At 67.7% G+C, this 23,124-nt stretch carries 19 protein-coding genes; 12 read left to right on the top strand and 7 right to left on the bottom strand.

Going from position 1 to position 23,124, the window contains the following annotated elements:
• Positions 1–74 precede the first annotated feature (74 nt).
• A complete protein-coding gene (locus A5752_RS12620) occupies positions 75–1,898 on the top strand; it encodes a phosphoenolpyruvate carboxykinase (GTP) (RefSeq protein ID WP_067085603.1) in 1,824 nt (607 codons plus the stop codon).
• 80 nt (positions 1,899–1,978) lie between these two features.
• On the opposite strand, the gene A5752_RS12615 is transcribed toward A5752_RS12620, so the two are convergent.
• Positions 1,979–4,627: an ATP-binding protein gene (locus A5752_RS12615; protein ID WP_067085601.1), complete on the bottom strand. Its 2,649-nt coding sequence runs from the start codon at positions 4,625–4,627 to the stop codon at positions 1,979–1,981.
• A 114-nt stretch (positions 4,628–4,741) separates the two neighbouring features.
• Here A5752_RS12615 and fadD4 point away from each other — a divergent pair, with 114 nt between their 5' ends.
• Complete coding sequence (fadD4, locus tag A5752_RS12610; RefSeq protein WP_067085599.1) at positions 4,742–6,262, top strand: fatty-acid--CoA ligase FadD4; 1,521 nt, start codon at positions 4,742–4,744, stop codon at positions 6,260–6,262.
• A complete protein-coding gene (locus A5752_RS12605; protein ID WP_067085596.1) occupies positions 6,259–7,146 on the top strand; it encodes an enoyl-CoA hydratase/isomerase family protein in 888 nt (295 codons plus the stop codon). Before fadD4 ends, A5752_RS12605 begins: the two co-directional genes overlap by 4 nt.
• Here the strand turns inward: A5752_RS12605 and A5752_RS12600 are convergent.
• Positions 7,143–7,880: a GntR family transcriptional regulator gene (locus A5752_RS12600; protein ID WP_067085594.1), complete on the bottom strand. Its 738-nt coding sequence runs from the start codon at positions 7,878–7,880 to the stop codon at positions 7,143–7,145. The genes A5752_RS12605 and A5752_RS12600 overlap by 4 nt on opposite strands.
• 3 nt (positions 7,881–7,883) lie before the next feature.
• Complete coding sequence (locus tag A5752_RS12595) at positions 7,884–9,032, bottom strand: acyl-CoA dehydrogenase family protein (RefSeq protein WP_067085592.1); 1,149 nt, start codon at positions 9,030–9,032, stop codon at positions 7,884–7,886.
• A gap of 31 nt (positions 9,033–9,063) precedes the next feature.
• On the opposite strand from A5752_RS12595, the gene A5752_RS12590 reads away from it, so the two are divergent.
• The 3 genes from A5752_RS12590 to A5752_RS12580 are packed head-to-tail and all read left to right on the top strand — an operon-like array spanning position 9,064 to position 12,524.
• Entirely contained in the window at positions 9,064–10,056 is a 993-nt protein-coding gene (locus A5752_RS12590) for a MaoC family dehydratase (RefSeq protein ID WP_067085590.1), read from the top strand.
• A 51-nt stretch (positions 10,057–10,107) separates the two neighbouring features.
• Positions 10,108–11,226 (top strand): CoA transferase, encoded by a 1,119-nt coding sequence (locus tag A5752_RS12585; RefSeq protein ID WP_231983391.1) that lies wholly within the window; start codon positions 10,108–10,110, stop codon positions 11,224–11,226.
• Entirely contained in the window at positions 11,220–12,524 is a 1,305-nt protein-coding gene (locus A5752_RS12580; RefSeq protein WP_067085586.1) for an amidohydrolase family protein, read from the top strand. The genes A5752_RS12585 and A5752_RS12580 overlap by 7 nt, the downstream gene beginning before the upstream one ends.
• On the opposite strand, the gene A5752_RS12575 is transcribed toward A5752_RS12580, so the two are convergent.
• Positions 12,525–13,424 (bottom strand): alpha/beta hydrolase, encoded by a 900-nt coding sequence (locus A5752_RS12575; protein ID WP_067085584.1) that lies wholly within the window; start codon positions 13,422–13,424, stop codon positions 12,525–12,527.
• Between the two features lie 108 nt (positions 13,425–13,532).
• On the opposite strand from A5752_RS12575, the gene A5752_RS12570 reads away from it, so the two are divergent.
• From A5752_RS12570 to A5752_RS12560, 3 genes are read left to right on the top strand one after another with little or no spacing between them, the layout of a single operon-like run.
• Entirely contained in the window at positions 13,533–13,724 is a 192-nt protein-coding gene (locus A5752_RS12570; RefSeq protein ID WP_067085582.1) for a ferredoxin, read from the top strand.
• A 4-nt stretch (positions 13,725–13,728) separates the two neighbouring features.
• Positions 13,729–14,370 (top strand): helix-turn-helix transcriptional regulator, encoded by a 642-nt coding sequence (locus tag A5752_RS12565; RefSeq protein ID WP_067085580.1) that lies wholly within the window; start codon positions 13,729–13,731, stop codon positions 14,368–14,370.
• Positions 14,367–14,801, top strand: a complete 435-nt coding sequence (locus tag A5752_RS12560; protein WP_067085578.1) for a hypothetical protein — start codon at positions 14,367–14,369, stop codon at positions 14,799–14,801. The genes A5752_RS12565 and A5752_RS12560 overlap by 4 nt, the downstream gene beginning before the upstream one ends.
• Here the strand turns inward: A5752_RS12560 and A5752_RS12555 are convergent, their stop codons facing one another.
• The gene (locus tag A5752_RS12555) at positions 14,802–16,970 is read right to left on the bottom strand and encodes an acyl-CoA dehydrogenase family protein (protein ID WP_067085611.1); all 2,169 of its coding nucleotides are present in this window, start codon (positions 16,968–16,970) and stop codon (positions 14,802–14,804) included.
• A gap of 150 nt (positions 16,971–17,120) precedes the next feature.
• Here A5752_RS12555 and A5752_RS12550 point away from each other — a divergent pair, with 150 nt between their 5' ends.
• Positions 17,121–18,344, top strand: a complete 1,224-nt coding sequence (locus A5752_RS12550; protein ID WP_067085576.1) for an alpha/beta hydrolase — start codon at positions 17,121–17,123, stop codon at positions 18,342–18,344.
• 27 nt (positions 18,345–18,371) lie between these two features.
• Positions 18,372–19,790 (top strand): WS/DGAT/MGAT family O-acyltransferase, encoded by a 1,419-nt coding sequence (locus A5752_RS12545; RefSeq protein WP_067085575.1) that lies wholly within the window; start codon positions 18,372–18,374, stop codon positions 19,788–19,790.
• 7 nt (positions 19,791–19,797) lie between these two features.
• Here A5752_RS12545 and A5752_RS12540 read toward each other — a convergent pair whose 3' ends face one another.
• Complete coding sequence (locus A5752_RS12540) at positions 19,798–21,078, bottom strand: alpha/beta hydrolase (RefSeq protein WP_067085572.1); 1,281 nt, start codon at positions 21,076–21,078, stop codon at positions 19,798–19,800.
• A 42-nt stretch (positions 21,079–21,120) separates the two neighbouring features.
• Complete coding sequence (locus A5752_RS12535; protein ID WP_067085571.1) at positions 21,121–21,930, bottom strand: lysophospholipid acyltransferase family protein; 810 nt, start codon at positions 21,928–21,930, stop codon at positions 21,121–21,123.
• Between the two features lie 109 nt (positions 21,931–22,039).
• Here A5752_RS12535 and A5752_RS12530 point away from each other — a divergent pair.
• The coding region (locus A5752_RS12530; protein WP_067085569.1) for a serine/threonine-protein kinase at positions 22,040–23,124 on the top strand (1,085 nt) is incomplete at its 3' end.

Raw genomic sequence — 23,124 nt, 5'->3', positions numbered from 1 at the left:
AGCGCCGCTCATCCCTGTCTGGGTGGCGCACACGGAGCCTTGGGTCCTGGCAGCAACAGACACAGGAGATTTTCATGACCGCAGCGACCATCCCAGGTTTGGACACCGCACCGACGAAACACAAGGGTCTGCTCGCTTGGGTTCAAGAGGTCGCCGAGCTGACGCAGCCCGACCGCGTGGTGTTCGCCGACGGCTCTGACGAAGAGAACGCCCGGCTGTGCGAGCAGCTGGTGGCGGCCGGCACCTTCCAGAAGCTCAACGACGAGAAGAAGCCGAACTCGTACCTCGCGTTGTCCGATCCCTCCGATGTGGCCCGCGTCGAGTCGCGCACCTACATCTGCACGGAGAAGGAGATCGACGCCGGCCCGACCAACAACTGGATGGATCCGGCCGAGATGCGCGGCATCATGACGGACCTCTACCGCGGCTGTATGCGCGGCCGGACCATGTACGTGGTGCCGTTCTGCATGGGCCCGCTGGGCGCCGAGGACCCCAAGTTGGGCGTCGAGATCACCGACTCCGAATACGTCGTCGTGTCGATGCGGACGATGACCCGCATGGGCAAGGCCGCGCTCGACAAGATGGGCACCGACGGCTTCTTCGTCAAGGCGCTGCACTCGATCGGCGCACCGCTGGAGCCCGGTCAGAAGGACGTGCCCTGGCCCTGCAACGAGACGAAGTACATCACCCACTTCCCGGAATCCCGCGAGATCTGGAGCTACGGCTCGGGCTACGGCGGCAACGCGCTGCTCGGTAAGAAGTGCTACTCCTTGCGTATCGCCTCGGCGATGGCGCACGACGAGGGCTGGCTCGCCGAGCACATGCTGATCCTCAAGCTCATCTCCCCCGAGAACAAGTCGTACTTCGTCGCGGCGGCATTCCCGTCGGCGTGCGGTAAGACCAACCTCGCGATGCTGCAGCCCACCATCCCGGGCTGGCGCGCCGAGACCATCGGCGACGACATCGCCTGGATGCGGTTCGGCAAGGACGGCCGCCTCTACGCCGTCAACCCCGAGTTCGGCTTCTTCGGCGTCGCGCCGGGCACCAACTGGTCGTCGAACCCGAACGCGATGAAGACCATCGAGGCCGGCAACACCGTGTTCACCAACGTCGCACTGACTGACGACAACGACGTGTGGTGGGAAGGCCTCGAGGGCGATCCGCAGCACCTGGTCGACTGGAAGGGCCGCGACTGGACGCCGGACTCCGAAGAGAAGGCCGCGCACCCGAACTCGCGCTACTGCACCCCGATGTCGCAGTGCCCGACCCTGGCGCCCGAGTGGGACGACCCGCAGGGTGTGCCGATCTCGGCGATCCTGTTCGGCGCCCGCCGCAAGACGACGGTGCCGCTGGTGACGCAAGCCCGCGACTGGCAGCACGGCGTGTTCATCGGCGCCACGATGGGCTCCGAGCAGACCGCCGCCGCCGAGGGCAAGGTCGGCACCGTGCGCCGCGACCCGATGGCGATGCTGCCGTTCCTCGGCTACAACGTCGGCGACTACTTCGCCCACTGGATCGACATCGGCAAGCAGTCCGACGAGTCGAAGATGCCGAAGATCTTCTTCGTCAACTGGTTCCGCCGCGGCGATGATGGCCGCTTCCTGTGGCCGGGCTTCGGTGAGAACAGCCGCGTGATGAAGTGGGTCATCGACCGCATCGAGGGCCGGGCCAACGGGCGCACCACGCCGATCGGCACGGTGCCCACCGCCGAGGATCTGGATCTGTCCGGATTGGACGTCGACCCGGCCGACGTGGACGCCGCACTGGCGGTCAACGTCGACGAGTGGCGCCAGGAGATCCCGCTGATCGAGGAGTGGTTCGAGTTCGTCGGCGAGAAGCTACCTACCGGCATCAAGGACGAGTTCGACGCGCTCAAGCACCGGTTGGAAGCCGAGTAACCCCGCGAGCGTGCGTGTTTGCACACGACACGCCGCCGAAATACGACACTTTGAGCACGCTCACCGCACGGTGAGCGTGCTCAAGTGTTTGTAGGCGTCCGTTCGATCCGCTCGATGGCGTCGAGGGCGTATGCGGCCATCGCCGCGTTGGTCATCGATCGGCCCCACTGCGCAAGCGCTTCATACCGCTCGCTGCCCAATGCTTTTCGCAGACGCGACACCGTGTCCGCGATCTCCGGGTAGGTCGAGCTCGCATCCGAGTCGACGGTGAAACCTGCCATCGGGGCCGCGGTTTCGTGGTGCCCGTTCTGGCTCAGCAACCCGGCGAGCACCAAGATCGGTGCGGTCATCATGTAGAAGCTGCCCGAATCGAAATAGTTACGAATAGCCAGGGTCAGGAAACCGCACGCCTTCAACGTGTCTTGACGCATGGTCGCCAGCCGCCCGAGGCTCACCGCATGAATCGATGCGATCTGCCGATTGCCGGTCTCCTGTGCGATCGACAATCCCCTGAGGTGGGCGTCGTACGCGGCATCGGGGTCGACGTCTCGATAAGCGAATCCGTAGGCCAGCAGCCCCGCCGACTGCAGGTGCGGGTTACCGGTGGCCTCCGTGCTGGCGAGCAGGCCCTGCGTCTCGGCGATCGCCTCATCGACCCGGCCGCAGATCACCAGCGCGAAGATCAGCGATTGCCTTGAGTAGAGCCGGTTTTGAGGTCCGGCGGCGACCAGCGCCCGGCAGCGCTCGGCGCACCACTGCGGGTCACGCATCATGTAGCCCGCATGGACGGTCGCGTCCAACTGGTCCGGCACTTGGTCATACCGACCGCTGGCCATCGCGGCGAGGGCTTCGCGCGAATAGTGAAGGAAGTCTGCGACCCTGCCCGCCACCGAACACTGGGCCGCCGCGACGTAGAGCATCGCCAGCTGCGGGTGGTCGATCCGGCGGGCGGGTTCGAGAAGTTCCTCGGCCCACGAAACCGCCTCGAAGACCTCGGCCCAGTAGCCGATGGAAGCCGCGAGCACGACGATGTCTATCGCGGCATCGAGCTCGCCGTGATCGGTGGCCCAGCGAAAAGCACTGCGCAAGTTGGGCAATTCTCTGTTGAGCCAGTCGTGCGCCTCCCGCTGTCGGGGACCGTCCCACATTTCGATGAGGTCGCGTCTGCGACCCGCGAAGTACCGGCCGTGCCGGGCGCGCACGTCCTCCGCGTCGGTGGAGGCCGCCAACTGCTCCTCGGCGAACTGGCGGATCGTCTCCAGCATCGAGAAGCGCGTCCGCCCGGACGCCTGATTCGCGGTCAGCAGTGATTTGCGCACCAGCGACTCGAGCAGATCCAACGCGGCGAACTTGTCGCCCACCCGCGCCACCGCCAGGGCCCCCTCGAGATCGAATCCGCCTGCGAAGACCGAACATCGGTTGAGGAGATCGCGCTCATCGTCGTCGAGCAGGTCGTACGACCACTGCACGGCGGCACGTAATGTCTGGTGGCGCTCGAGCCCGCGGCGGGAGCCGACAAGGACACGGAACCTGTCATCGAGGTGGTCGCGCAGTTCGGTGACGGTCACCGACATCAGCCGGGACGCCGCCAGTTCGATCGCAAGTGGAATTCCGTCGAGCCGGCGACAGATATCGACGACGGCTTCGGTGTCCGGTTCGATCGCGACCGCCGGCGAATCGGCGGAGGCCCGTTCGACGAACAACGTCGGACCACTGGACCGAACGTCGAGCGGAGGCACCGGATGGAGTTGTTCATCGTTGAGCCGCAGGCCTTCTCGACTCGTCGTCAGCACGGTGATGGCGTCGGTTACGTTCAGGATCGTCTCGATGACGTCGGCCGCCGCATCGAGTACGTGCTCGCAGTTGTCGAAGAGCAGCAACCGCATTCGCCCTTCGAGCGCGGCGGCGATGCTGTCGGCGACGCTCAGCCCTGGCTGCTGGCCGATACCCAGAGCGGCGGCAACGGCCTCGGGTACCGCTGCGGGATCGGTGACCGGTCCGAGCTCGATGACCCAGACGCCGTCCGTGTACTCGGGCTGCAGGTGGACCGCCACCTCCAAGGCCAGGCGCGTCTTGCCGACACCCCCGACGCCCGTCAGCGTGACGAGGCGATGCGACTTGAGCGCCGTGGTCACCTCGTCCACTTCCGTCTCCCGCCCGACGAAGCTGGTCGCCGGCGGGCGGAGATTTCCTCGACTGGAGTCGAGTGTCCGAAGCGGAGGAAATTCGGACTGCAGACCTCCGGCGCGGACCTGGAAGATGTCGACGGGCTTGGCGATGTCGCGCAGGCGGCGCGGCCCGAGGGCGATCAGATCGACCCCGGAGACAAGATCGGCCGTCATGCGGTCGGCGAGGACCTGTCCACCGTGACCCGCGGCCATCAGCCGTGCGGTGCGGTTGAGCACAGCGCCGAAATAGTCGCCGTCGCGGCACTCCGCCTCGCCGGTCGCGATGCCCATCCGCACGGGCAGGTTCAAGGACCGTTGGGCGTCGATTGCCGCGTCGACCGCATGGCGGGGCGACGCGAACGCCGCGCAGACGCCGTCGCCCGTGTGCTTGAACAGCCGGCCGCCGTGCGACGCGACGGCGCGGCGCAAGGTGTCGTCGTGCTCGGACAGCGCAGCGCGCATCGCCTCGGCGTCGGCTTCCCAGCGCCGGGTCGACCCTTCGATGTCGGTGAACAGGAAGGTGACCACCCCGGAGGGTGCCGCTTCCCGCCCGCCATTCATCCACCCACCGCCGCACCCCCATATGCTGCGGATTCATGCTAAGGCGGCGGCGGCAGTAACGGGCAAGATCGACCACTTGACACCTGTCAAGTCGGTACATCGTAGAGTCACCCCATGCAGATCCGCGAACATGCCGAGGCCACGCCCGACAAACCCGCCGTCATCATGCATCCCAGCGCCACGGTGGTGACGTTCGCCGAACTCGAGGCGCGCGCCAACCGTCTGGCCCACCACTTCCGCCACGCCGGCCTCGTGGAGGGCGACACCGTCGCCATGCTCATGGAGAACAACGAGCACTTCCACACCGTCATGTGGGCTGCGCGTCGCAGCGGCCTGTACTACGTGCCGATCAACACGCATCTGACAGCCGCCGAAGCTGCATACATCATCGACAACAGCAACGCCAAGGCCGTCGTCGGATCCGCGGCGTTGCGCAAGACGCTCGAGGGACTCGGCAGCGAGCTTCCCGGTGGGCTGCCCGAACTCTTGCTCATCGCCGATGACGACCTGGACGGCTGGCAGCGCTACCCCGAATGCGTTGCCGGCCACCCCGCTACACCGATTACCGACGAGATCGAGGGCGATCTGCTGCAGTACTCCTCGGGCACCACCGGGCGACCCAAAGGCATCAAACGCGAACTGCCGCACCTGTCCCCGGCCGAGGCGCCGGGGCTGATGACCCTGCTGGTCTCGGTATGGATGGAACCGGATTCGGTGTACCTGAGCCCCGCGCCCCTCTATCACACGGCGCCATCAGTGTGGTCGATGACGGTCCAGGCCGCCGGTTACACGACCGTGGTGCTGGAGAAGTTCGATCCGGAAGGCGCCCTCGACGCCATCCAGCGCTACCGCGTCACGCACGGTCAGTTCGTCCCGGTGATGTTCACCCGCATGCTCAAACTGCCCGAGGCGGTGCGGGATTCGTACGATGTGTCCAGCCTCAAGCGGGTGATCCACGCCGCGGCACCGTGTCCCGTCGAGATCAAGAAGCAGATGATCGACTGGTGGGGCCCGATCATCGATGAGTATTACGCCTCGTCGGAGGCGCACGGTTCGACCCTGATCAGCGCCGAGGACTGGCTGGCCCATCCCGGCTCGGTCGGCAAGCCGATGGCCGGCAAACTGCACATCTGCGACGAGGCGGGCAACGAGCTGCCTCCGGGCGAGGCAGGCGAGATCTACTTCGAGGGCGGCGTCCCGTTCGAGTACCTCAACGATCCGGAGAAGACGGCCAAGGCCCGCAACCAACGCGGGTGGGCGACGGTCGGCGACATCGGGTACGTCGACGAGGACGGCTACCTGTACCTGACCGACCGCAGGCACCACATGATCATCTCCGGCGGCGTGAACATCTACCCGCAGGAGGCCGAGAACATGTTGGTCACCCACCCGAAGGTGTTGGACGCGGCCGTGTTCGGCGTACCCGATGACGAGATGGGCCAACGGGTCCACGGCGTGGTCCAGACCGTCGACCCGGCCGACGCCACCCCGGAATTCGCCACCGAACTGATCGGTTGGCTGCGGGATCGGTTGGCGCACTACAAGTGTCCGCGGTCGATCACGTTCGAGACGCAGCTGCCGCGCACCGATACCGGCAAGCTGTACAAGCAGGAGCTGATCAAGAAGTACTCGTGACGCACGTCGAGTTGCCATCGGGCATCGTCGTAGCGATCGAAACGCCCGCCGACGACGCCACTTTCACGCTGTCCGAGGGCCAGTCCGATGACCGCCGCGTCGTCACCGTGCCGTCGATATCGGACGCCCTCGACGAGGTCAAGCAGCGGTGTGCCCGATGGCCGCACGCCGCGGGTGTCTGCGACGACGTCCTGCGCGCCGTCGACCCCTTCGCCCCCGCCTTCCCCGGCGTCATCACCGAGTCGCTGGCGTACTCCACGCTGCAGGCGGGGCCGGAGTTCGCACGATGGCTCGCCGAGCGGGGACCGACTCGGCTCCCCGAGATCCCCGAACCCGTTGTGGCCGAACGCATCGACGACACCTTGTACGTGTGGTTCAACCGGGTGCAACGGCACAACGCGTTCTCCACCGACGCCCGCGGCGCGCTGCTGGAAGCGCTGGAGGTGGCGCGCGTCGACCCGTCGGTCACCGAGGTCGTCCTGTCCGGCAACGGCCCGTCGTTCTGCAGCGGCGGGGATCTCGCCGAGTTCGGCACCTTCGCCGATCCCGCGAGCGCGCACATCGCCAGGACTCGCTACAGCCCCGCGCTGGTGCTGTCCGAACTCACCGCACGCCTCGGCAGGCGCTGCCGCGCACGGGTACACGGTCACGTGCTCGGCAGCGGTCTGGAGATGGCGGCGTTCTGCGGCCGCGTCGAGTCGAGCCGCGACGCCGTGTTCGGGTTGCCCGAGCTGAGCCTCGGGCTGATCCCGGGTGCGGGCGGAACGGTGAGCGTTACCAGGCGGATGGGCCGCTGGCGCACCGCCTATCTGGTGTTGTCCGGCCGCACCATCGACGCACGAACCGCACTGCGGTGGGGCCTGATCGACGCGATCGCCGACTAACCCGACCGGCGCAGCGTGACCCGGTACGTGTACTGCTCCGGCAGGAAGTGGCTGACCGACAGCTCGACCGGACGCCCCTCGGCGTCGGAGTACAACCGATCGACGCGCAGCATCGGATGCCCGGCCTCGCACCGCACGGCACGGGCCACGACGCTGTCGGCGGGCGCGACCGTGATCGACTGTGCCGCTTCGACGATCGGCGCGCTCAGGTGCGGCTCGAGCAAACCGATCACGGTCTGGGTGCCGACGGCTCCGTCCGCCAGGACCGGTGCGCCCGACACCGCCGCGGCGACAACCGGCGGCAGGTGCACCGTCGTCAACACGAACGGCACCGCGGGGTCGGCACCGTGCAGCCGCCGGAACACCACGGTGTACACGATGTCGTCGTCGAGTCGAAGCCTGCTGGCCGCTTCGACGTCGACCCGCCGCCGCAATCCCTCGAGCACCTCCATCGTGGTGTCGTCGGATAGGCTCATCAGGTCGTCGATCGAACCGAACTGGCGCAGGTACCGGCGTCCCGAACCGCTGGCGTACGTGCCGCGCCCCGGCACCCGGTACACCACGCCCTCGGCGACCAGGTCCTGAAACGCCCGCCGCACCGTCTGTCGCGATACCCCATGCGCGGCAACGAGTTCCGACTCAGTCGGCAGCCGAACCCCGTCGCGGTAGCGGCCAGCGGCGATCTCGTCACGCAACTGGTCGCGCAGGGTCTGATATGCCGGCGCGGGCCGCATGACCTACAGGCCGCCTCGCGCGACCAACTGCGAGGCGATCACGTTGCGCTGGATCTCGTTGGTGCCTTCGCCGACGATCATCAACGGTGCGTCGCGGAAATATCTTTCGACGTCGTACTCCGTCGAGTAGCCGTACCCGCCGTGGATGCGCACGGCGTTCAGCGCGATCTCCATCGCGACCTCGGAGGCGAACAACTTCGCCATCCCGGCCTCCATATCGCAGCGCTCGCCGCTGTCGTAGCGTTCGGCGGCGTACCGCGTCAGCTGGCGGGCGGCAGTGAGCTTGGTGGCCATGTCGGCCAGATAGTTGCCCACGGACTGGTGCTTCCAGATCGGCTGACCGAAGCTCTCGCGTTCCTGGGCATACCGCAGCGCATCCTCCAATGCGGCCGTCGCCACGCCCAGCGCACGCGATGCAACCTGAATCCGGCCCGTCTCAAGACCTTTCATCATCTGGGCGAAGCCCTTGCCGGGTTCTCCGCCGAGGACGGCCCACGCGGGCACGCGACAGTCCTCGAAGATCAGCTCGCACGATTCGACGCCCTTGTAGCCGAGCTTCGGCAGATCGCGCGACACCGACAAGCCCGTCGTGCCCTGTTCGACGAGCACCACCGAGATGCCCTTGTGCCGCGGGGTGGCCGTCGGATCGGTCTTGCACAACAACGCGATCAGCCCCGACCGCCGCGCGTTGGAGATCCAGGTCTTCGACCCGTTGATGGTCAGGCCGTCACCCTCGGACGGCAGCGCCGTCGTCGACATGTTCTGCAGATCGGAACCGCCGCCCGGTTCGGTCAGTGCCATTGTCGCGCGGATCTCGCCCGTGGCCATGGCGGGCAGGTAGCGACGCTTCTGCTCCTCGGTGCCGAACAGCCCCAGGAGCTTGGCGACGACGGTGTGTCCGCCCATCGCGCCGGCCAGGCTCATCCAGCCGCGCGAGAGTTCCTGGGTCACCTCGACGTAGCAGGGCATCGACACCGGCGACCCGCCGTACTCCTCCGGGATGGCCAGACCGTAGATGCCGATCTGCTTCATCTGTTCGATCCACGCCTCGGGATATTCGTTGGCGTGTTCGACGTCGCGCACTCGCGGCTTGACCTCGCGGTCGATGAAGGCCCGCACGGTGGCGACCAGCATCGTCTCTTCCTCGTTCATGTACGGCCATATTGACACTTTGTGCGGCCCAATGCCAGAGTGGGCATCCGTGAGCGGCCCGTACTTCGACGACCTACGGGTCGGGCAGGTCTTCGACACCGCACCCTCGATGACGTTGACCTCCGGAGCGGCCGCCGTACACCAGTCGATCGTCGGTGACCGGTTGCGCCTCGCTCTCGACGGCGAGCTCGCGGCCGCCGTCACCGGCGCCACCGCCCCGTTGGCGCATCCGGCGCTGGTCTGTGACGTGGCGATCGGTCAGACCACGCTGGTCACCCAGCGCGTGAAGGCGAATCTGTTCTACCGCGGACTGGTGTTTCACCGGTTCCCAGTGATCGGCGACACCTTGTTCACCCGCACCGAAGTGGTGGGGCTGAAGGAGAATTCGGTGAAGCCAGGCCGGCCGCGCACCGGACTGGCGGCATTGCGGATGACGACCGTCGACGACCTCGGGCGCCTGGTGCTCGATTTCCACCGCTGCGCGATGCTGCCGCTCAGTGACGGCGCGGGGGACACCGGCCACGCCGACGACCTGTCGTCGATCGGCGCCGATACGCCGCCGCCGCCCGACCCGACCGCGGAGTGGAACGCCGAGGCCTACCGCGCGAAGGTCCCGGGGGCGCACTTCGACCCGAGCATCGCCGGCGCTGTGCTGCGCAGCACCGCCGATGTGGTCAGCAGCGCACCCGAGCTCGCCCGGCTGACGTTGAACATCGCTGCGACACACCATGACTGGCGAGTCAACAAGCGGCGACTGGTATACGGCGGGCACACCATCGGGCTGGCGCTCGCCCAGGCTACCCGGCTGTTGCCCAACCTCGTGACGGTCCTTGGCTGGCAGTCCTGTGACCACACCGGGCCGGTGTACGAAGGCGACACGCTCTACAGCGAGGTGCACGTCGAGCGTGCCGAGCCGCTGCCGGACGGCCGCGGCGGCGTGCTCACCCTGCGATCGCTGGTGTACGCGGTCGATGAGCAGGACCGCAGCGTTCTGGACTGGCGGTTCACCGCGCTGCAGTTCTGAGCGTTCACCCCCGCCGTCTCTCACTGGCGGCGAAGGCTGACAATGGGAGTCGTGACGTCGACGTCGTTGACCGTCCCCACTGCCGTGCTCGACAGGGCGCGGCGGGTCGCGAACGCCTTCGAAACCTTCACCGGCGTCGGAGTTGACGCCGCTGAGTTGATCGGCGGGCGCGCGGCGCTGCTGAGCCTCTCGCCGGACGGGCGCGTGTCGGCGGGTGGTGCGACGCGGCTGCTGCCCAGCCGGGACGGCTGGTGTGCCCTCACGCTGTCCAGACCCGACGACGTCGCCGCCGTCCCCGCGCTGCTCGGTGCCGACGGCGTCGAAGACCCGTGGCCCGCCGTCCACAGTTGGGTGGCGCAGAACGACAGTGCCGACGTGACGGAGCGTGCGCGGCTGCTGGGCCTGCCGGTCGCCGCGCTCGCCGAAACCCCGGCCGAGCCGCCGCGGGTGTATCCGTTCGGGGCTGGCACGGTGACGCGCAGCCCCGCGGATCTGCTGGTCGCCGACCTGTCCTCGATGTGGGCCGGACCGCTGTGCGGACGACTGCTGTCGCTGGCGGGTGCGACCGTGGTGAAGGTCGAGAGCGCCGCCCGGCCCGACGGCGCCCGCCGCGGACCGCAACCCTTCTTCGACTGGATGAACGCCGGAAAGCTCTCCTACAGCGTCGATTTCGATGAACCCGACGAGCTGCGTGCGCTGCTCGCCGCCGCCGATGTGGTGATCGAGTCGTCCCGGCCCGCGGCATTGGTGCGCCGGGGGCTGGCGCCGACGGACGTGGCACCGCGCGACGGCCGGGTCTGGTTACGGGTCACCGGCCACGGCACCGACGGTGACCGCGCGAACTGGGTCGCCTTCGGCGACGACGCAGCCGTATCGGGCGGACTCGTCTGCGGTGAACCCGACGAGCCGAAGTTCTGTGGCGACGCGATAGCCGATCCGCTGACCGGCCTCGAGGCCACGCTGGCCGTGGCGCAATCGCTGCGCAGCGGGGGAGGGGAGCTGATCGAGATGTCGATGGCCGCCGTCGCCGCCACCTACGCCGAACTTCCGCGCGACGAACAATCGTCATGTGGCGCACCACCGCCACCGTCGACGACCGCGTCGCCGCTCGGCGCGGACAACGAGGACGTCCAGCAGTTGGTCGCCCAGCGGCGGTTGGCGTCTTGCTGATCCAGCGGGCAATGCTGCTCGATGGCGCCGTCGTCGACATCCGTGTGGCAGAACAGATCACGGCGGTTGAGTCGACCCTGGCCCCGCTCCGCGGCGAGCAGATCTACGACGCCGCCGGTCGGACCGTCATTCCGGGACTGCACGATCATCACGTCCATTTACGCTCGGCCGCAGCGGCGTTGCGATCGGTGCGCGTTGGTCCGGCCGAGGTTCGCAACCGCGTCGAGCTACGCCACGTGCTCGCAAGCGCGGACGTCGGGCCCGACGGCTGGATCAGGGCCGTCGGTTACCACGAGGCCGTCGCCGGTCCACTCGACCGCACGGCGCTCGACGAGGTGTCGCCGCCGATACCGGTTCGCGTGCAGCACCGCAGCGGCGTGCTGTGGACACTGAACTCGGCGGGGTTGGCCCACGTCGGTATGGCCGACCACCCCGACGGACGGCTACGCAGCGCCGACCGCTCCTGGTCGGACACATTGCAGCGCAACGAAAGCGGCCTGACCGACGTGAGCGACCGGCTCAGCGGTTTGGGCGTCACCGGTGTCACCGACGCCACACCGGACGCCGAGATCGAGGACATCGTCAGGCTCTTGGAGGCCCATCGCCACGGTGAGCTCCGTCAGCGCGTGCATTGTCTCGCGCCCGGCAAGCGAATCCTGCACGACACCGACCTCGACCTCGACGGCCTCACCGCATGGATCCTCGATCGCCACCGCGACGGTGCGCCGGTGGCCGTGCACTGTGTGACCGCCGCTCAACTCGTCGTCACGCTGTCGGCACTGCAGGTCGCCGGTATGCATCCGGAGGACCGCATCGAGCACGCCGCCGTCGTTCCCGACGACAGCCTCGCCGCCCTCGCCTCGAGTGGGGTGACCGTGGTGACGCAGCCGAATTTCGTCGCCGAGCGTGGCGACCAGTACCTCGAGGACGTGCCGACCGCCGAACATCACGAACTGTGGCGCGTGCGCTCACTGTTGCGCGCTGGGATGCCGGTGGCGCTTTCGACCGATATGCCCTTCGGCGAGGGCGACCCGTGGGCGACGATGCGCGCGGCGGTGCATCGCACGACCGGCGGCGGGACGGTACTCGGCGCAGACGAACGCATCACCGCGCGCGAAGCGATCGCCATGTTCTGGGGTACGGGGCAGCATCCGGTGCGGTACCGTGCCGTGACCCCGGGGGAGCCGGGCGATCTGGCGGTGTTGGAGCCTTCGCCCGACGATGTGCTCGACGCGCTGGCGTCCGACATGGTCTCCGCCACCGTGATTGCGGGCGAATTGGTGTTCGAGCGAGGCTGATCAGGCCGCGGCCGGGGTGAGGTTTCGCTGCAGCATCGCGCATTGGCTGTCGAAGAACTGCTGCGACACAAAGGCTTTCGGTGCAATGCCGTCGAACCCGTGGAAGGCGCCCTCGACGACCTGGACGTCGCAGGGCACCCCTGCGGCCTTGAGTCGCTCGGCGTATTCGAGATCCTCGTCGTGGAACAGGTCGAGTGTGCCGACGCCGATCCACGCGGGTGGGAGGCCGGGGAGGTTCTCCCGTCGGGCCGGCACCGCGACCGCGGGATCGGCGTCACCGACATAGGCCGACCAACCGAACTTGTTGCTCGACCTGTTCCAGAGTCGAATTCCGGGCTTCTCGATATCTCGCCGGTCGACAGTGCGGTCGTCGAGCATTGGGTAGACCAGCAGCTGGGCCGCCAGCGACACCTCGCCTCGGTCGAGCGCCAGCTGCGCCAGCGACGCCGCCAGTCCGCCACCTGCGCTGGCGCCGCCGATCGCGATCCGGTCCGCGTCCACCGACGGTAGACGCGCCAACCAGGTCAGCGCCGAATAGCAGTCCTCCAGCCCCGCCGGATACGGATGTTCGGGGGCGAGCCGGTAGTCGATCGAGGCCACTGTGATGCCGAGGCGCTGTGCGAATCGACGGCACAGTCGGTCGTCCTGACCGGGGTGCCCGATGACGTAACCTCCGCCGTGAATCCACAACAGCGCCGGGGTCTTTGCCGTCGCCCCCGGCGGACGGTACAACCACACGCCCGCTCCGGAAGGCAGCGTCAAGGCGTCGACATCGCGCGGCACCCGTCGCCACATCCGCCGCGTGACCATCCGGACCATCGGCAGCGTCACGGGGGTGATCACCTGCTTGGGCGCGAGGCGAGCGGCGCGGCGCAGTTCCGGATGGAAGGGGCTCGGCATCCGTCAAGTATTACTTCATCGGGCCTGGCCGTGGTCGGCAACCGTTGTTTACACAAGTCAGTTTGTATAAACTCGAGTGCGTCGACGCTGTCGAAGTGAGGAGGCGTCATGCACGTCGTGGTGGACCGTGATCGGTGCGAAGGGAACGCAATGTGCGTGAAGTACGCACCGGAGGTGTTCGAGCTCGACGATGACGACTACGCCGTCGTCACCGTCGACCCCGTACCGGCCGAGCTGGAGGCGCACGCGGAGAAGGCGATCGCGGAGTGCCCCCGCGCGGCGCTGTCGCGGGTCGATTGAGGACATGGCAACGGTGACGGGTGGCCGCCGCGACGACGTCTTGACCGCGCTGCGCACCGCAGGCAAGCCCATGACCATCAACGAGGTGGCCGAGCAGCTGTCGGTGCACCCGAACACCGCGCGCTTTCATCTGGAAGCTCTGGCCAAGCGCGGCCGAGTGGAAACGGTCAAGCCCAGCAGCGCGAAACCGGGCAGGCCACCGTTGATGTTCCGGGCATCGGCGGGCATGGACCCCGAGGGCACGCGTGACTATCGCACTCTGGCAGGCGTTCTCGCAGACGCCCTGGCACGCCAGCGCGACCCGCAGGGGCGGGCGGTGGCTGCGGGCCGGGCGTGGGCGCAGGCCGAAGTCGACGCCGAGGTCATCCGCGACCGGGGGCGAGCCGTCGACCGCCTGACCGACTTACTCGACGTGATGGGCTTCGCTCCCGAAAGACGGTCCGCCGGAGCCGAGATCGGGCTGCGCAACTGCCCGTTTCTGGAGTTGGCGCAGAGCAGGCGGGACATCATCTGTCCCGTGCACCTCGGTCTCATGCAGGGTGCGCTCTCGAGCTGGGACGCTTCGATCACCGTGGACGCGTTGACCCCATTCGCCGAACCCGGGCTCTGCATTGCACATCTGACGCCGAGGAGGCGGGTTCGATGACTGTCGCACAGGCGATTTCGATCGCGGTCATTTTCGTCTGGCTGGGTATGGTGCTAGCGATCTCGTTCGTCGAGGCCCCGCTGAAGTTCCGTGCGCCGGGGGTGTCCCTGCAGGTGGGGCTCGGCATCGGCCGGTTGGTCTTTCGCGCGCTCAACAGCATCGAGGTCGCATTCGCCGTGGTCCTGATCGTCGCTTTGGCGATCGAGCGTCCGTCGTGGGTCGCCGTCATCGCGGCCGGTGTCGCCGTCGTGACACTGGCCGCACAGCTGGTCGCGGTCCGGCCCGCGCTGAATCGGCGCTCGGACGTCGTGCTGTCCACGCCGCCGGGACAGGCGCCTGCGGGCCGGTCGCGCGTGCACTACGTCTACGTCGCACTCGAGCTGCTCAAGGTGGTCGGACTGATCGTCGGCGGAATCGCCCTGCTGGCCTGACTATTTCAGCAGCGGGTCGCGAGGCAGCCCGAGGATGCGTTCGGCGATCGTGTTGCGGGTGATCTCCGACGTTCCACCCGCGATCGTCATCGCCCGGTTACCGAGATAGGCCAGCGTCAGCGTCGGGGTCTGCCCGACCACAGCTGCCGAGCCCGCAAGCTCCATGGCCAGTTCCGTCATCCGCTGACCCGATTCGGCCACCAGCAGCTTGGTGACGTTACCCTCCGGCCCGGGATCCGATCCCGCGATGGCGCGGGTCACCCGCCGCAGGTTCAGCAGTCGCAGGGTGTGCGTCTCGGCGATGACCTCACCGGCCCGGCGCAGGTACGTCGCCCTGGTCTCGGCCGGTGCATTGTCGAGCAGCTTGACCAGATCGGCCGCGGTGAAGCCGGTTGTGCCGCCGGAACCACCGCCGATCGAGATGCGCTCGTTGCCCAGCGTCGCGCGGGCCACCAGCCAGCCCTTGTTCACATCCCCGACGACATCGGTGTCGGGAACGAAGACGTCGTCGAAGAACACCTCGTTGAAGTGTGCATGGCCGGTCAGTCCCCGCAGCGGATTCACCGTCACACCAGGGGCTTTCATATCGATGGCCATCATCGTCACACCGGCGTGCTTGGGGGCGTCGGGATCGGTGCGCACGGTGGCAAGACCCCACTGGCACTGGTGCGCGAGGCTGGTCCAGACCTTCTGACCGGTCACCTTCCAGCCGCCGTCGACCTTCTTGGCCGACGTGCGCACCGCCGCGGCGTCCGAACCCGCGTTGGGTTCGGAGAACAGCTGACACCACATCACCTCGCCGCGTAGCACCGGCTCGACCCAGCGCTCCCGCTGGTCATCGGTGCCCGCCTGGGCGATCGTCAACGTCACCCAACCGGTGATGCCCAGATCGGGCCGCTCGACACCGGCGAACTCCTCCTCGATGACCAATTGCTCGAGCACCTCCGCGGCGCGGCCCCACGGCTTGGGCCAGTGCGGCACGAGGTAGCCGGAGTCGACCAGAAAGTCGCGCTGTTGCTCGGCGGGCAGAGAGCGCAGTTTCGCGACTGCCTCGCGGGCCTGCTCTCGGAACTGCTCGGCCTCGGGCGGGAGCGTGAACGAGGCGCCGTGTGCCTGACCGCTGCGCTGCGCGTCCACGACATCGAGCAGCGGATCACCGGCCTCGGACAGCAGCGCCGCCAATGTGCGGGCCCGCCTCAGGTACAGGTGAGAGTCGTGTTCCCAGGTGAAGCCGATGCCGCCGTGCAATTGAATGTTGGTCTGGGCGTTGAAGATCTGGGTGCGGATCGCATGAGATGCGGCCACGGCGGCAGCGAACGCCGCGCTGTCCAGATCGTCGGCGCGGGCGGCGTCCCATGTCGCAGCGGTCGTGACCTCGGCGTTGACGAGCATATTGGCCGCATGATGCTTGACCGCCTGGAATGTTCCGATCGTGCGGCCGAATTGTTCACGCACCTTGGCGTATTCGACGGCCATCTCCATGCTCGCCCAACTGACGCCGACGGCTTCGGCCGACGCGAGGATGCGAAACACCGTGTGCGCCTTACGGCCTGCCCCGCGTAGCACCCGATCTTCGGGGACAGTCACACCGCTCAGCGTGACCGAGCCGAGGCTGCGCGAGGTGTCCATGGCTTCCAGTGGGGTGATCGTGACACCTTCGGCGGCGGAATCGACCACGACGGCGTCGTCGCCGGCGACCACGACCAGCAGATTGGCATCCGGCGCCCCGAGCACCGCAGGAGCCTCACCGGTGACGGTGAGGTCGGATCCGACTGTCACGCTGCCCGACACCGCGAGTGCGCCGACCGTGCTGCCGTCAGCCAGGCCCGGAAGCAGTTCTGCGCGAAGCGAATCGGATGCACACCGGTCGATGACCACTGCCGCGGCGACCGTAGGCAGGAATGGGCCGGGGCACAACTCGTGGCCCTGGGTCTCGAGCACCACGGCCAGCTCCGCGAGCCCGAATCCGGAACCACCATGCTCCTCGGCGACGGCCAGCCCGGTCCACCCGAGGTCGGCGGCCGCGGACCAGATCTCGGCGGGATGCGATGACGCGCCCTCCAGTGTCGATCGGGCCGCGGCCCGGCTGTTCACCCGGTTGAGCTGGCCGAATGCGGCATCGGCGAGGTCGGTGTGTTCTTCGGTGATGGCAAGCGCTGACTTACTCACGTAAACGTCCTCTTCGAGGTTGACGGTCGGCAAGTCACGCTAGACCATCTGTGCAGGTCACGGTATAGGCGCCGGGCATCCCGAAATGTGCTCGGTAGACACTTCGACAAGTTCTCCAACGCGTGTGGGCGGCCGCGGTACAGTCGCGCAATGACGGTGCGACCGGATGCCCGGTACCCAGGCCCGACCTTCTGGACACGTGCACGATGGTTGCTGAACGCCGGCCCTTCGGACTACATGCTGGCGACGAGCGTGGCGGCGGCTTCGCTGCCTGTCATCGGAAAGCACTTAGAGCCGTTGGGCACTGCGACCGCGGTCGGGGTGTGGGGTTTCCGCCATCTGCCCGACTTCCTGGGCGCGACGGTGAAATCGTGGCTTAGCCCGGGCGATGCCGAGCTAAGGCAGGTCGAACGCGACAGCACCAACGCCGTCACCGAGGCCGCGCTGCGCGGTGTGGTCAACGCCAAGGAGCTCGCGATCGAGTGGCCCGAGCCGGAGCCGATGCCGCCGTTGTGGAAGCTGCGCGAGCATCGGCGCAACGTCTACCGCACTTCCGTGCGATACGGTCCCCGGCCCTCGCAGCTGCTCGACGTGTGGCGGCCCAAGGAACTGCCCGCCGAGCCCGCCCCGGTGCTCGTCTTCGTCCCCGGCGGCGCGTGGGTGCACGGCAGCCGGCTTCTGCAGGGTTACGCGTTGATGTCGCATCTCGCCGAGAAGGGCTGGGTGTGCCTGTCCATCGACTACCGCGTGGCGCCGCACCACCGCTGGCCCGCTCATATTCACGACGTGAAGACCGCGATCGCGTGGGCCAGGGCCAACGTCGACAAGTTCGGCGGCGATCGGGACTTCGTGGCGATTGCGGGGGCGTCGGCCGGCGGCCACCTGTCGTCACTCGCCGGGCTGACCGCCAACGACCCTGAATTGCAGGGTGACCTGCCGGAGGGTTCGGACACGTCGGTGGACGCAGTGGTCGGCATTTACGGCCGCTACGACTGGGAAGACCGGTCGACCGTCGAGCGGGTGCGCTTCGTCGACTTCCTCGAGCGTGTGGTCGTGGGCCGCAAGCTGGCCGAGCGACCCGATGTGTACCGGAAGGCATCGCCGATCGCCCAGGTGCGTCCCGACGCGCCGCCATTCCTCGTGGTGCACGGCTCCGGTGACAGCGTCATCCCGGTGGCGCAGGCCCGCGCGTTCGTGGAGCGGTTGCGCACGGTATCGCGATCGGCGGTCAGCTACATCGAACTGCCCGGCGCCGGGCATGCCTTCGACATGACCGATGGCGCCCGAACCGGATCGGCCGCCACCGCAATCGGGTTGTTCCTCAACCAGATACATCGAAACCGGACGCTGGTCGGGGCCAAAGAGGTTATATAGGCACCTCCGAAGGGAGGAGGTGGCGACGTGAAGAGGCTCAGCGGCTGGGACGCGATCCTGCTGTACACCGAAACGCCGACGGTGCACATGCACACGCTCAAGTTGGCGGTGATCGACCTATCCGAATTGGGTGACCGCGCCTTCGGTATCGACGAGTTCCGTCAGGTCATCCACGGGCGTCTCTACAAGCTCGATCCGTTCCGCTACGAACTCGTCGACATCCCGTTCAAGTTCCACCACCCGATGTGGCGGGAGAACTGCGAGGTCGACCTCGAGTATCACGTGCGGCCGTGGCGGGTGGACAGCCCCGGCGGGCGCCGACAACTCGACGAAGCCATCGGCCAGATCGCCAGCACACCGCTGGACCGGAGCAGGCCGCTGTGGGAGATGTACTTCATCGAGGGACTGGCCAACGGACGGATCGCGGTGCTCGGCAAGATCCACCATGCACTCGCCGACGGGGTCGCGTCGGCGAACCTGCTGGCCCGCGGGATGGACCTGCAGCAGGGTCCGCAAGCCGAACGCGATTCGTACGCAACCGATCCGCCGCCCGGCAGGTCGGAGCTGGTGCGGACCGCGTTCGCCGATCACATGCGCCAGATCGGTCGGCTCCCGGGCGTCATGCGCTACACCGCACAAGGCATTCAGCGAGTACGCAAGAGCGCGAAGAAGCTCTCACCCGAACTCACCCGGCCGTTCACTCCGCCGCCGTCATTCATGAACCACCGTGTCGATGCGCAACGCAAGTTCGCCACCGCCACCCTGGCGCTCGCCGACGTCAAGGAGACGGCCAAGCACATGGGCGTCACGATCAACGACATGGTGCTGGCGATCTCGGCGGGTGCGCTGCGTGAGTTGTCCCTGAAGTACGACGGGCGTGCTGACCATCCGCTGTTGGCCTCCGTTCCAGTGAGTTTCGACTTCTCCCCCGATCGGATCTCGGGCAACTACTTCACGGGCGTCATGATGACAGTCCCCATCCAACTCGACGATCCGGTGGAGCGGGTTCGGGCGGTGCACGAGGCCGCGGTCGAGGCCAAGGAGACCCACCACCTGATGGGGCCCGAACTCGTGAGCCGGTGGTCGGCGTACTTCCCGCCGCGGCCCGCCGAGCGGCTGTTCCATTGGCTGGCCGAAAAAGACGGCCAGAACAAGGTTTTGAACCTGCCGATCTCCAACGTGCCCGGGCCCCGTCAACCGGGGCGGGTCGGAGGAGCCCTGGTCACCGAGATCTACTCCGTCGGCCCGCTCACCACCGGCAGCGGCTTGAACATCACGGTGTGGAGTTATGTCGACCAGCTCAACATCTCGGTGCTGTCGGACGGCGCCACCCTGGACGACCCGCATGAACTGACCGACGCGATGATCGAGGCGTTCATCGAAATCCGCGCCGCGGCAGGGCTTTCCACCGAGCTGACGGTGGTCGAGTCGGCTATGGCGCAGTAGCTTCGCGCTACGCCTCGGCCGACTTCGCGTGCGGCAACTCACCCCTCGACGCCTGGCGCTGGGCGTGAACCCACGACAGGAACCGCTCGACCGCCTGGGCGGTGTAGTGCGCGCGCGGCGACCCGTAGAAGTCGAATGCGTGCTGGGCGTGCGGGATCTCGGCGTACGCCACCGTCGACGTCGACACCTCGCGCAGCGCCTCGACGAAGTCGCGGCCCTCCTGCACCGGGATGATCGAGTCGTCCTGACCGTGGAGTACGAAAAACGGTGGGGCGTCGGAACGCACACGCATGATCGACGAGGCGTCGACATACGTCTGCTTGTGTTCGGTGATGCGCTTCTTCACCACGAACTTCTGCAGGAAGGCGATGAACTCCTTGCGGCCCGAACCTCGTGCCGACACCCAGTCGTAACGGCCATAGATCGGCACCGCGGCCACCACCGAGGTGTCGACGTCCTCGAATCCCGGCTGCCACTGCGGATCGTCGGGCGTCAGCGCTGCCAGCGAGGACAGGTGTCCACCGGCAGAGCCGCCTGTGATCGCGACGAAGTCGGGATCGCCGCCGTAGTCGGCGATGTTCTCCTTGACCCACGCCAGCGCACGTTTGACGTCGACGATGTGCGCCGGCCAGGTGTTCCGGGGGCTCACCCGGTAGTCGATCGACACGCACACCCAGCCCCGCTCCGCCATGTAGCTCAGCAGGGGATAGGCCTGCGGTCTGCGCATGCCGATCGCCCATGCCCCGCCCGGCACCTGCAGCAATACCGGCGCCTTCCCATCGCGCGGCAGGTCGGCTCGTCGCCAGATGTCGGCGCGGTTGACGCGGCCGTGCGGACCGTACTGGACGGTGTTGGCCTTCTCGACGTAGCGCCGACGCAACAACTCGTTCGGGGGTATGCCGATGTCGACCCTGCGGCGCCGCCGCACAGGCTGCGACAATGAGGCCACCCGGTCGTAGTCGTCGCCCAGCGCCTCGCGCAACGGCTCCTCGAAGAACCGCTTCGACGTCACGTTGCGGTACATGATCACGCCGAGCAGCGCCCACGCGATCGCCGTGAGCGTCAAGGCGATTCGGCCCCGCGCAGCGCGGAAGTCGCCCCGCAGGCCGCGCCGCACGGCGTCGAGCACCGAACCGCCCAGATACAGCGGGGCGGCCTCGGTGGTCGGCCATCCGAACGCGAAGACCGGCAGGGTGATGTAACCCTCGCGGGCGAGCGGCTGCACACCGTTGGCGGCGTTGGCGAGTTCGGCCACTGCGCGCAGCAGCGGGAAACGACGTTTACTCATCGACGTCCGTCATTTCCGCCGGATGTGTCTCCGAAACCATCCTCAGCCCAGGATCGGCAGGCGTCGTTCGGTGGCGAGTTCGTCGAGGGCTTGCTGCATCACGCGGCGGACGTGGGCGTCGACTTCGTCGATGTCGGGGTCCTCGCCGAACTCGGCGACGATGTCGATGGGCGGCAGCACCTGCATGACGATCTTGGAAGGCAGCGGAATGTTGGGCGGGACCACGAGCGACAGGCCGAACGGGAAGCCGAACGAGATCGGCACGATCTTCGCCCGGGCCAGGCGCGCGATCGGGCCGAGGCGCTTGGCCAGCCAGGTGCCGCGCGACAGGAAGATCTGCGTCTCCTGGCCGCCGATGCCGACCGTCGGCACGATCGGCACGCCGGCGTTCAGCGCGGCCTTCACATAACCGGTGCGTCCGCCGAAATCGATGACGTTCTCCGCGAACGTGGGCCGGTAGACGTCGTAGTCACCGCCCGGGAAGACGATCACCAGGCCGCCGGAGCGCAACGCGCGGTCCGCGTTCTCGTGGTTGGCGCTGATGTAGCCGATTTTGCGGAAGAACTCGCCGGTCGGGCCGACCATCAGCATGTCGTGGCTGAGCGTGTAGATCGGCCGGTCGTAGCCGTGGTGCTCGTAGAAGTCCGCCGCCAGGATCGGCACGTCCATCGGCAGCATGCCCCCGGAGTGGTTCGACACCACCAGGGCACCGCCTGCCGGGATGTTCTCCAGGCCGCGCACCTCGGACCGGAAGTACCGCTTGAGGAACGGACGCGTGATGGCGAAGAAGCGTTCGGTCAGCCCCGGGTCCCACTTGGTGAGCTGTGACGCCTCGGTGTCGGCGGTGGCCACCGGACCCCCTCTGATCGAAAACTGAAACGTGTTCTAGTTTAACCGAGCGGCGCTGTGCAGGACAAATGGCAGGCGTTTGCCCCTCTGCGGGTGCGGCTACCTTATCCGCATGGACGGCCGCGACCTACTTGCGGACCGCTACGAACTACGAGGTGTGCTCGGTCGCGGCGGGATGGCCGAGGTTCGCGACGGGTGGGACACCCGACTGCAGCGGCCGGTGGCGATCAAACTGATGTATCCCGCGTTCAACGCCGACGCCGACATGCGTCGGCGATTCGAGGAAGAAGCCCGCTCCGCCGCGGCCCTGAATCACCCGAACATCGTGGCGGTGCACGACTCCGGCGAGCACGCCGGCAGCCCGTTCATCGTCATGGAGCGCCTGCCCGGCCGGACACTTCAGGACGACATTCACGCCGGGCCGATGCCGCCGCAGCGAGTCCGCTCGATGCTTCAGGACGTGCTCGGCGCACTGTCCTGCGCGCATGCGGCCGGGATCGTCCATCGCGACATCAAGCCGGGAAACGTGCTCATCGCCCCGAACAGCGGCGCCATGAAGGTCGCCGACTTCGGCATCGCCAAGACCGCCGGCTCGGCGCTTACAGCTACGGGACGGATCGTCGGCACGATGGCCTACATGAGCCCGGAGCGGGTCGCCGGGGCGCCAGCGTCGGTGGCCGACGACCTCTACGCGGTCGGCGTGATGGGTTACGAGGCGCTGACGGGTCGGCGGCCCTTCCCGCAGGAGAACCCCGCCGCGCTGCTGCGCGCCATCCTCGATGCACCGCCGCCTCCGATCAGCGCGACCCGGCCGGACGTCGACCCCGCACTGGCCGCGACGATCGATCGGGCCATGGCCCGCGATGTGACCCAGCGATTCGGCAGCGCCGACCACATGCTGGCCGCGCTGAGCGGCGCCCCCTCCGCGCTGCTGATGGGACCGGCACCCGCAGCGTCGCCACGACCCGCGACGAAGGTCCTCGCCGAACCCCTTGCACCGTCGGCCAACTACTTCGTTGCTCCGGCGCCGCGGCGCCGCCCGATGAGCCGCGAGCGCAAGCTGCTGCTGGCGGCGGCGGGGTTCGTCGCGGTCGTCGTCGCCGGCCTCGCGCTGGCGCTCGACTCGTCGTCGAGCACACCACCTCCGCAGCAGGTCAGCACAAGCACACCGGCACAACCGCCGCCACCCCCGCCGAC

This window comes from Mycobacterium sp. 852002-51961_SCH5331710 (assembly GCF_001665535.1).
Taxonomy (GTDB): Bacteria; Actinomycetota; Actinomycetes; order Mycobacteriales; family Mycobacteriaceae; genus Mycobacterium.
This window is presented reverse-complemented; position numbering and strand designations above follow the sequence as displayed.

Bases quoted from the DNA above. Each gene is read 5' to 3' on its own strand.
- A5752_RS12620 (WP_067085603.1), top strand. From the start codon at position 75: ATGACCGCAGCGACCATCCCAGGTTTGGACACCGCACCGACGAAACAC.
- A5752_RS12615 (WP_067085601.1), bottom strand. From the start codon at position 4,627: ATGAATGGCGGGCGGGAAGCGGCACCCTCCGGGGTGGTCACCTTCCTG.
- fadD4 (WP_067085599.1), top strand. From the start codon at position 4,742: ATGCAGATCCGCGAACATGCCGAGGCCACGCCCGACAAACCCGCCGTC.
- A5752_RS12600 (WP_067085594.1), bottom strand. From the start codon at position 7,880: ATGCGGCCCGCGCCGGCATATCAGACCCTGCGCGACCAGTTGCGTGAC.
- A5752_RS12595 (WP_067085592.1), bottom strand. From the start codon at position 9,032: ATGAACGAGGAAGAGACGATGCTGGTCGCCACCGTGCGGGCCTTCATC.
- A5752_RS12590 (WP_067085590.1), top strand. From the start codon at position 9,064: ATGCCAGAGTGGGCATCCGTGAGCGGCCCGTACTTCGACGACCTACGG.
- A5752_RS12575 (WP_067085584.1), bottom strand. From the start codon at position 13,424: ATGCCGAGCCCCTTCCATCCGGAACTGCGCCGCGCCGCTCGCCTCGCG.
- A5752_RS12570 (WP_067085582.1), top strand. From the start codon at position 13,533: ATGCACGTCGTGGTGGACCGTGATCGGTGCGAAGGGAACGCAATGTGC.
- A5752_RS12565 (WP_067085580.1), top strand. From the start codon at position 13,729: ATGGCAACGGTGACGGGTGGCCGCCGCGACGACGTCTTGACCGCGCTG.
- A5752_RS12560 (WP_067085578.1), top strand. From the start codon at position 14,367: ATGACTGTCGCACAGGCGATTTCGATCGCGGTCATTTTCGTCTGGCTG.
- A5752_RS12550 (WP_067085576.1), top strand. From the start codon at position 17,121: ATGACGGTGCGACCGGATGCCCGGTACCCAGGCCCGACCTTCTGGACA.
- A5752_RS12540 (WP_067085572.1), bottom strand. From the start codon at position 21,078: ATGAGTAAACGTCGTTTCCCGCTGCTGCGCGCAGTGGCCGAACTCGCC.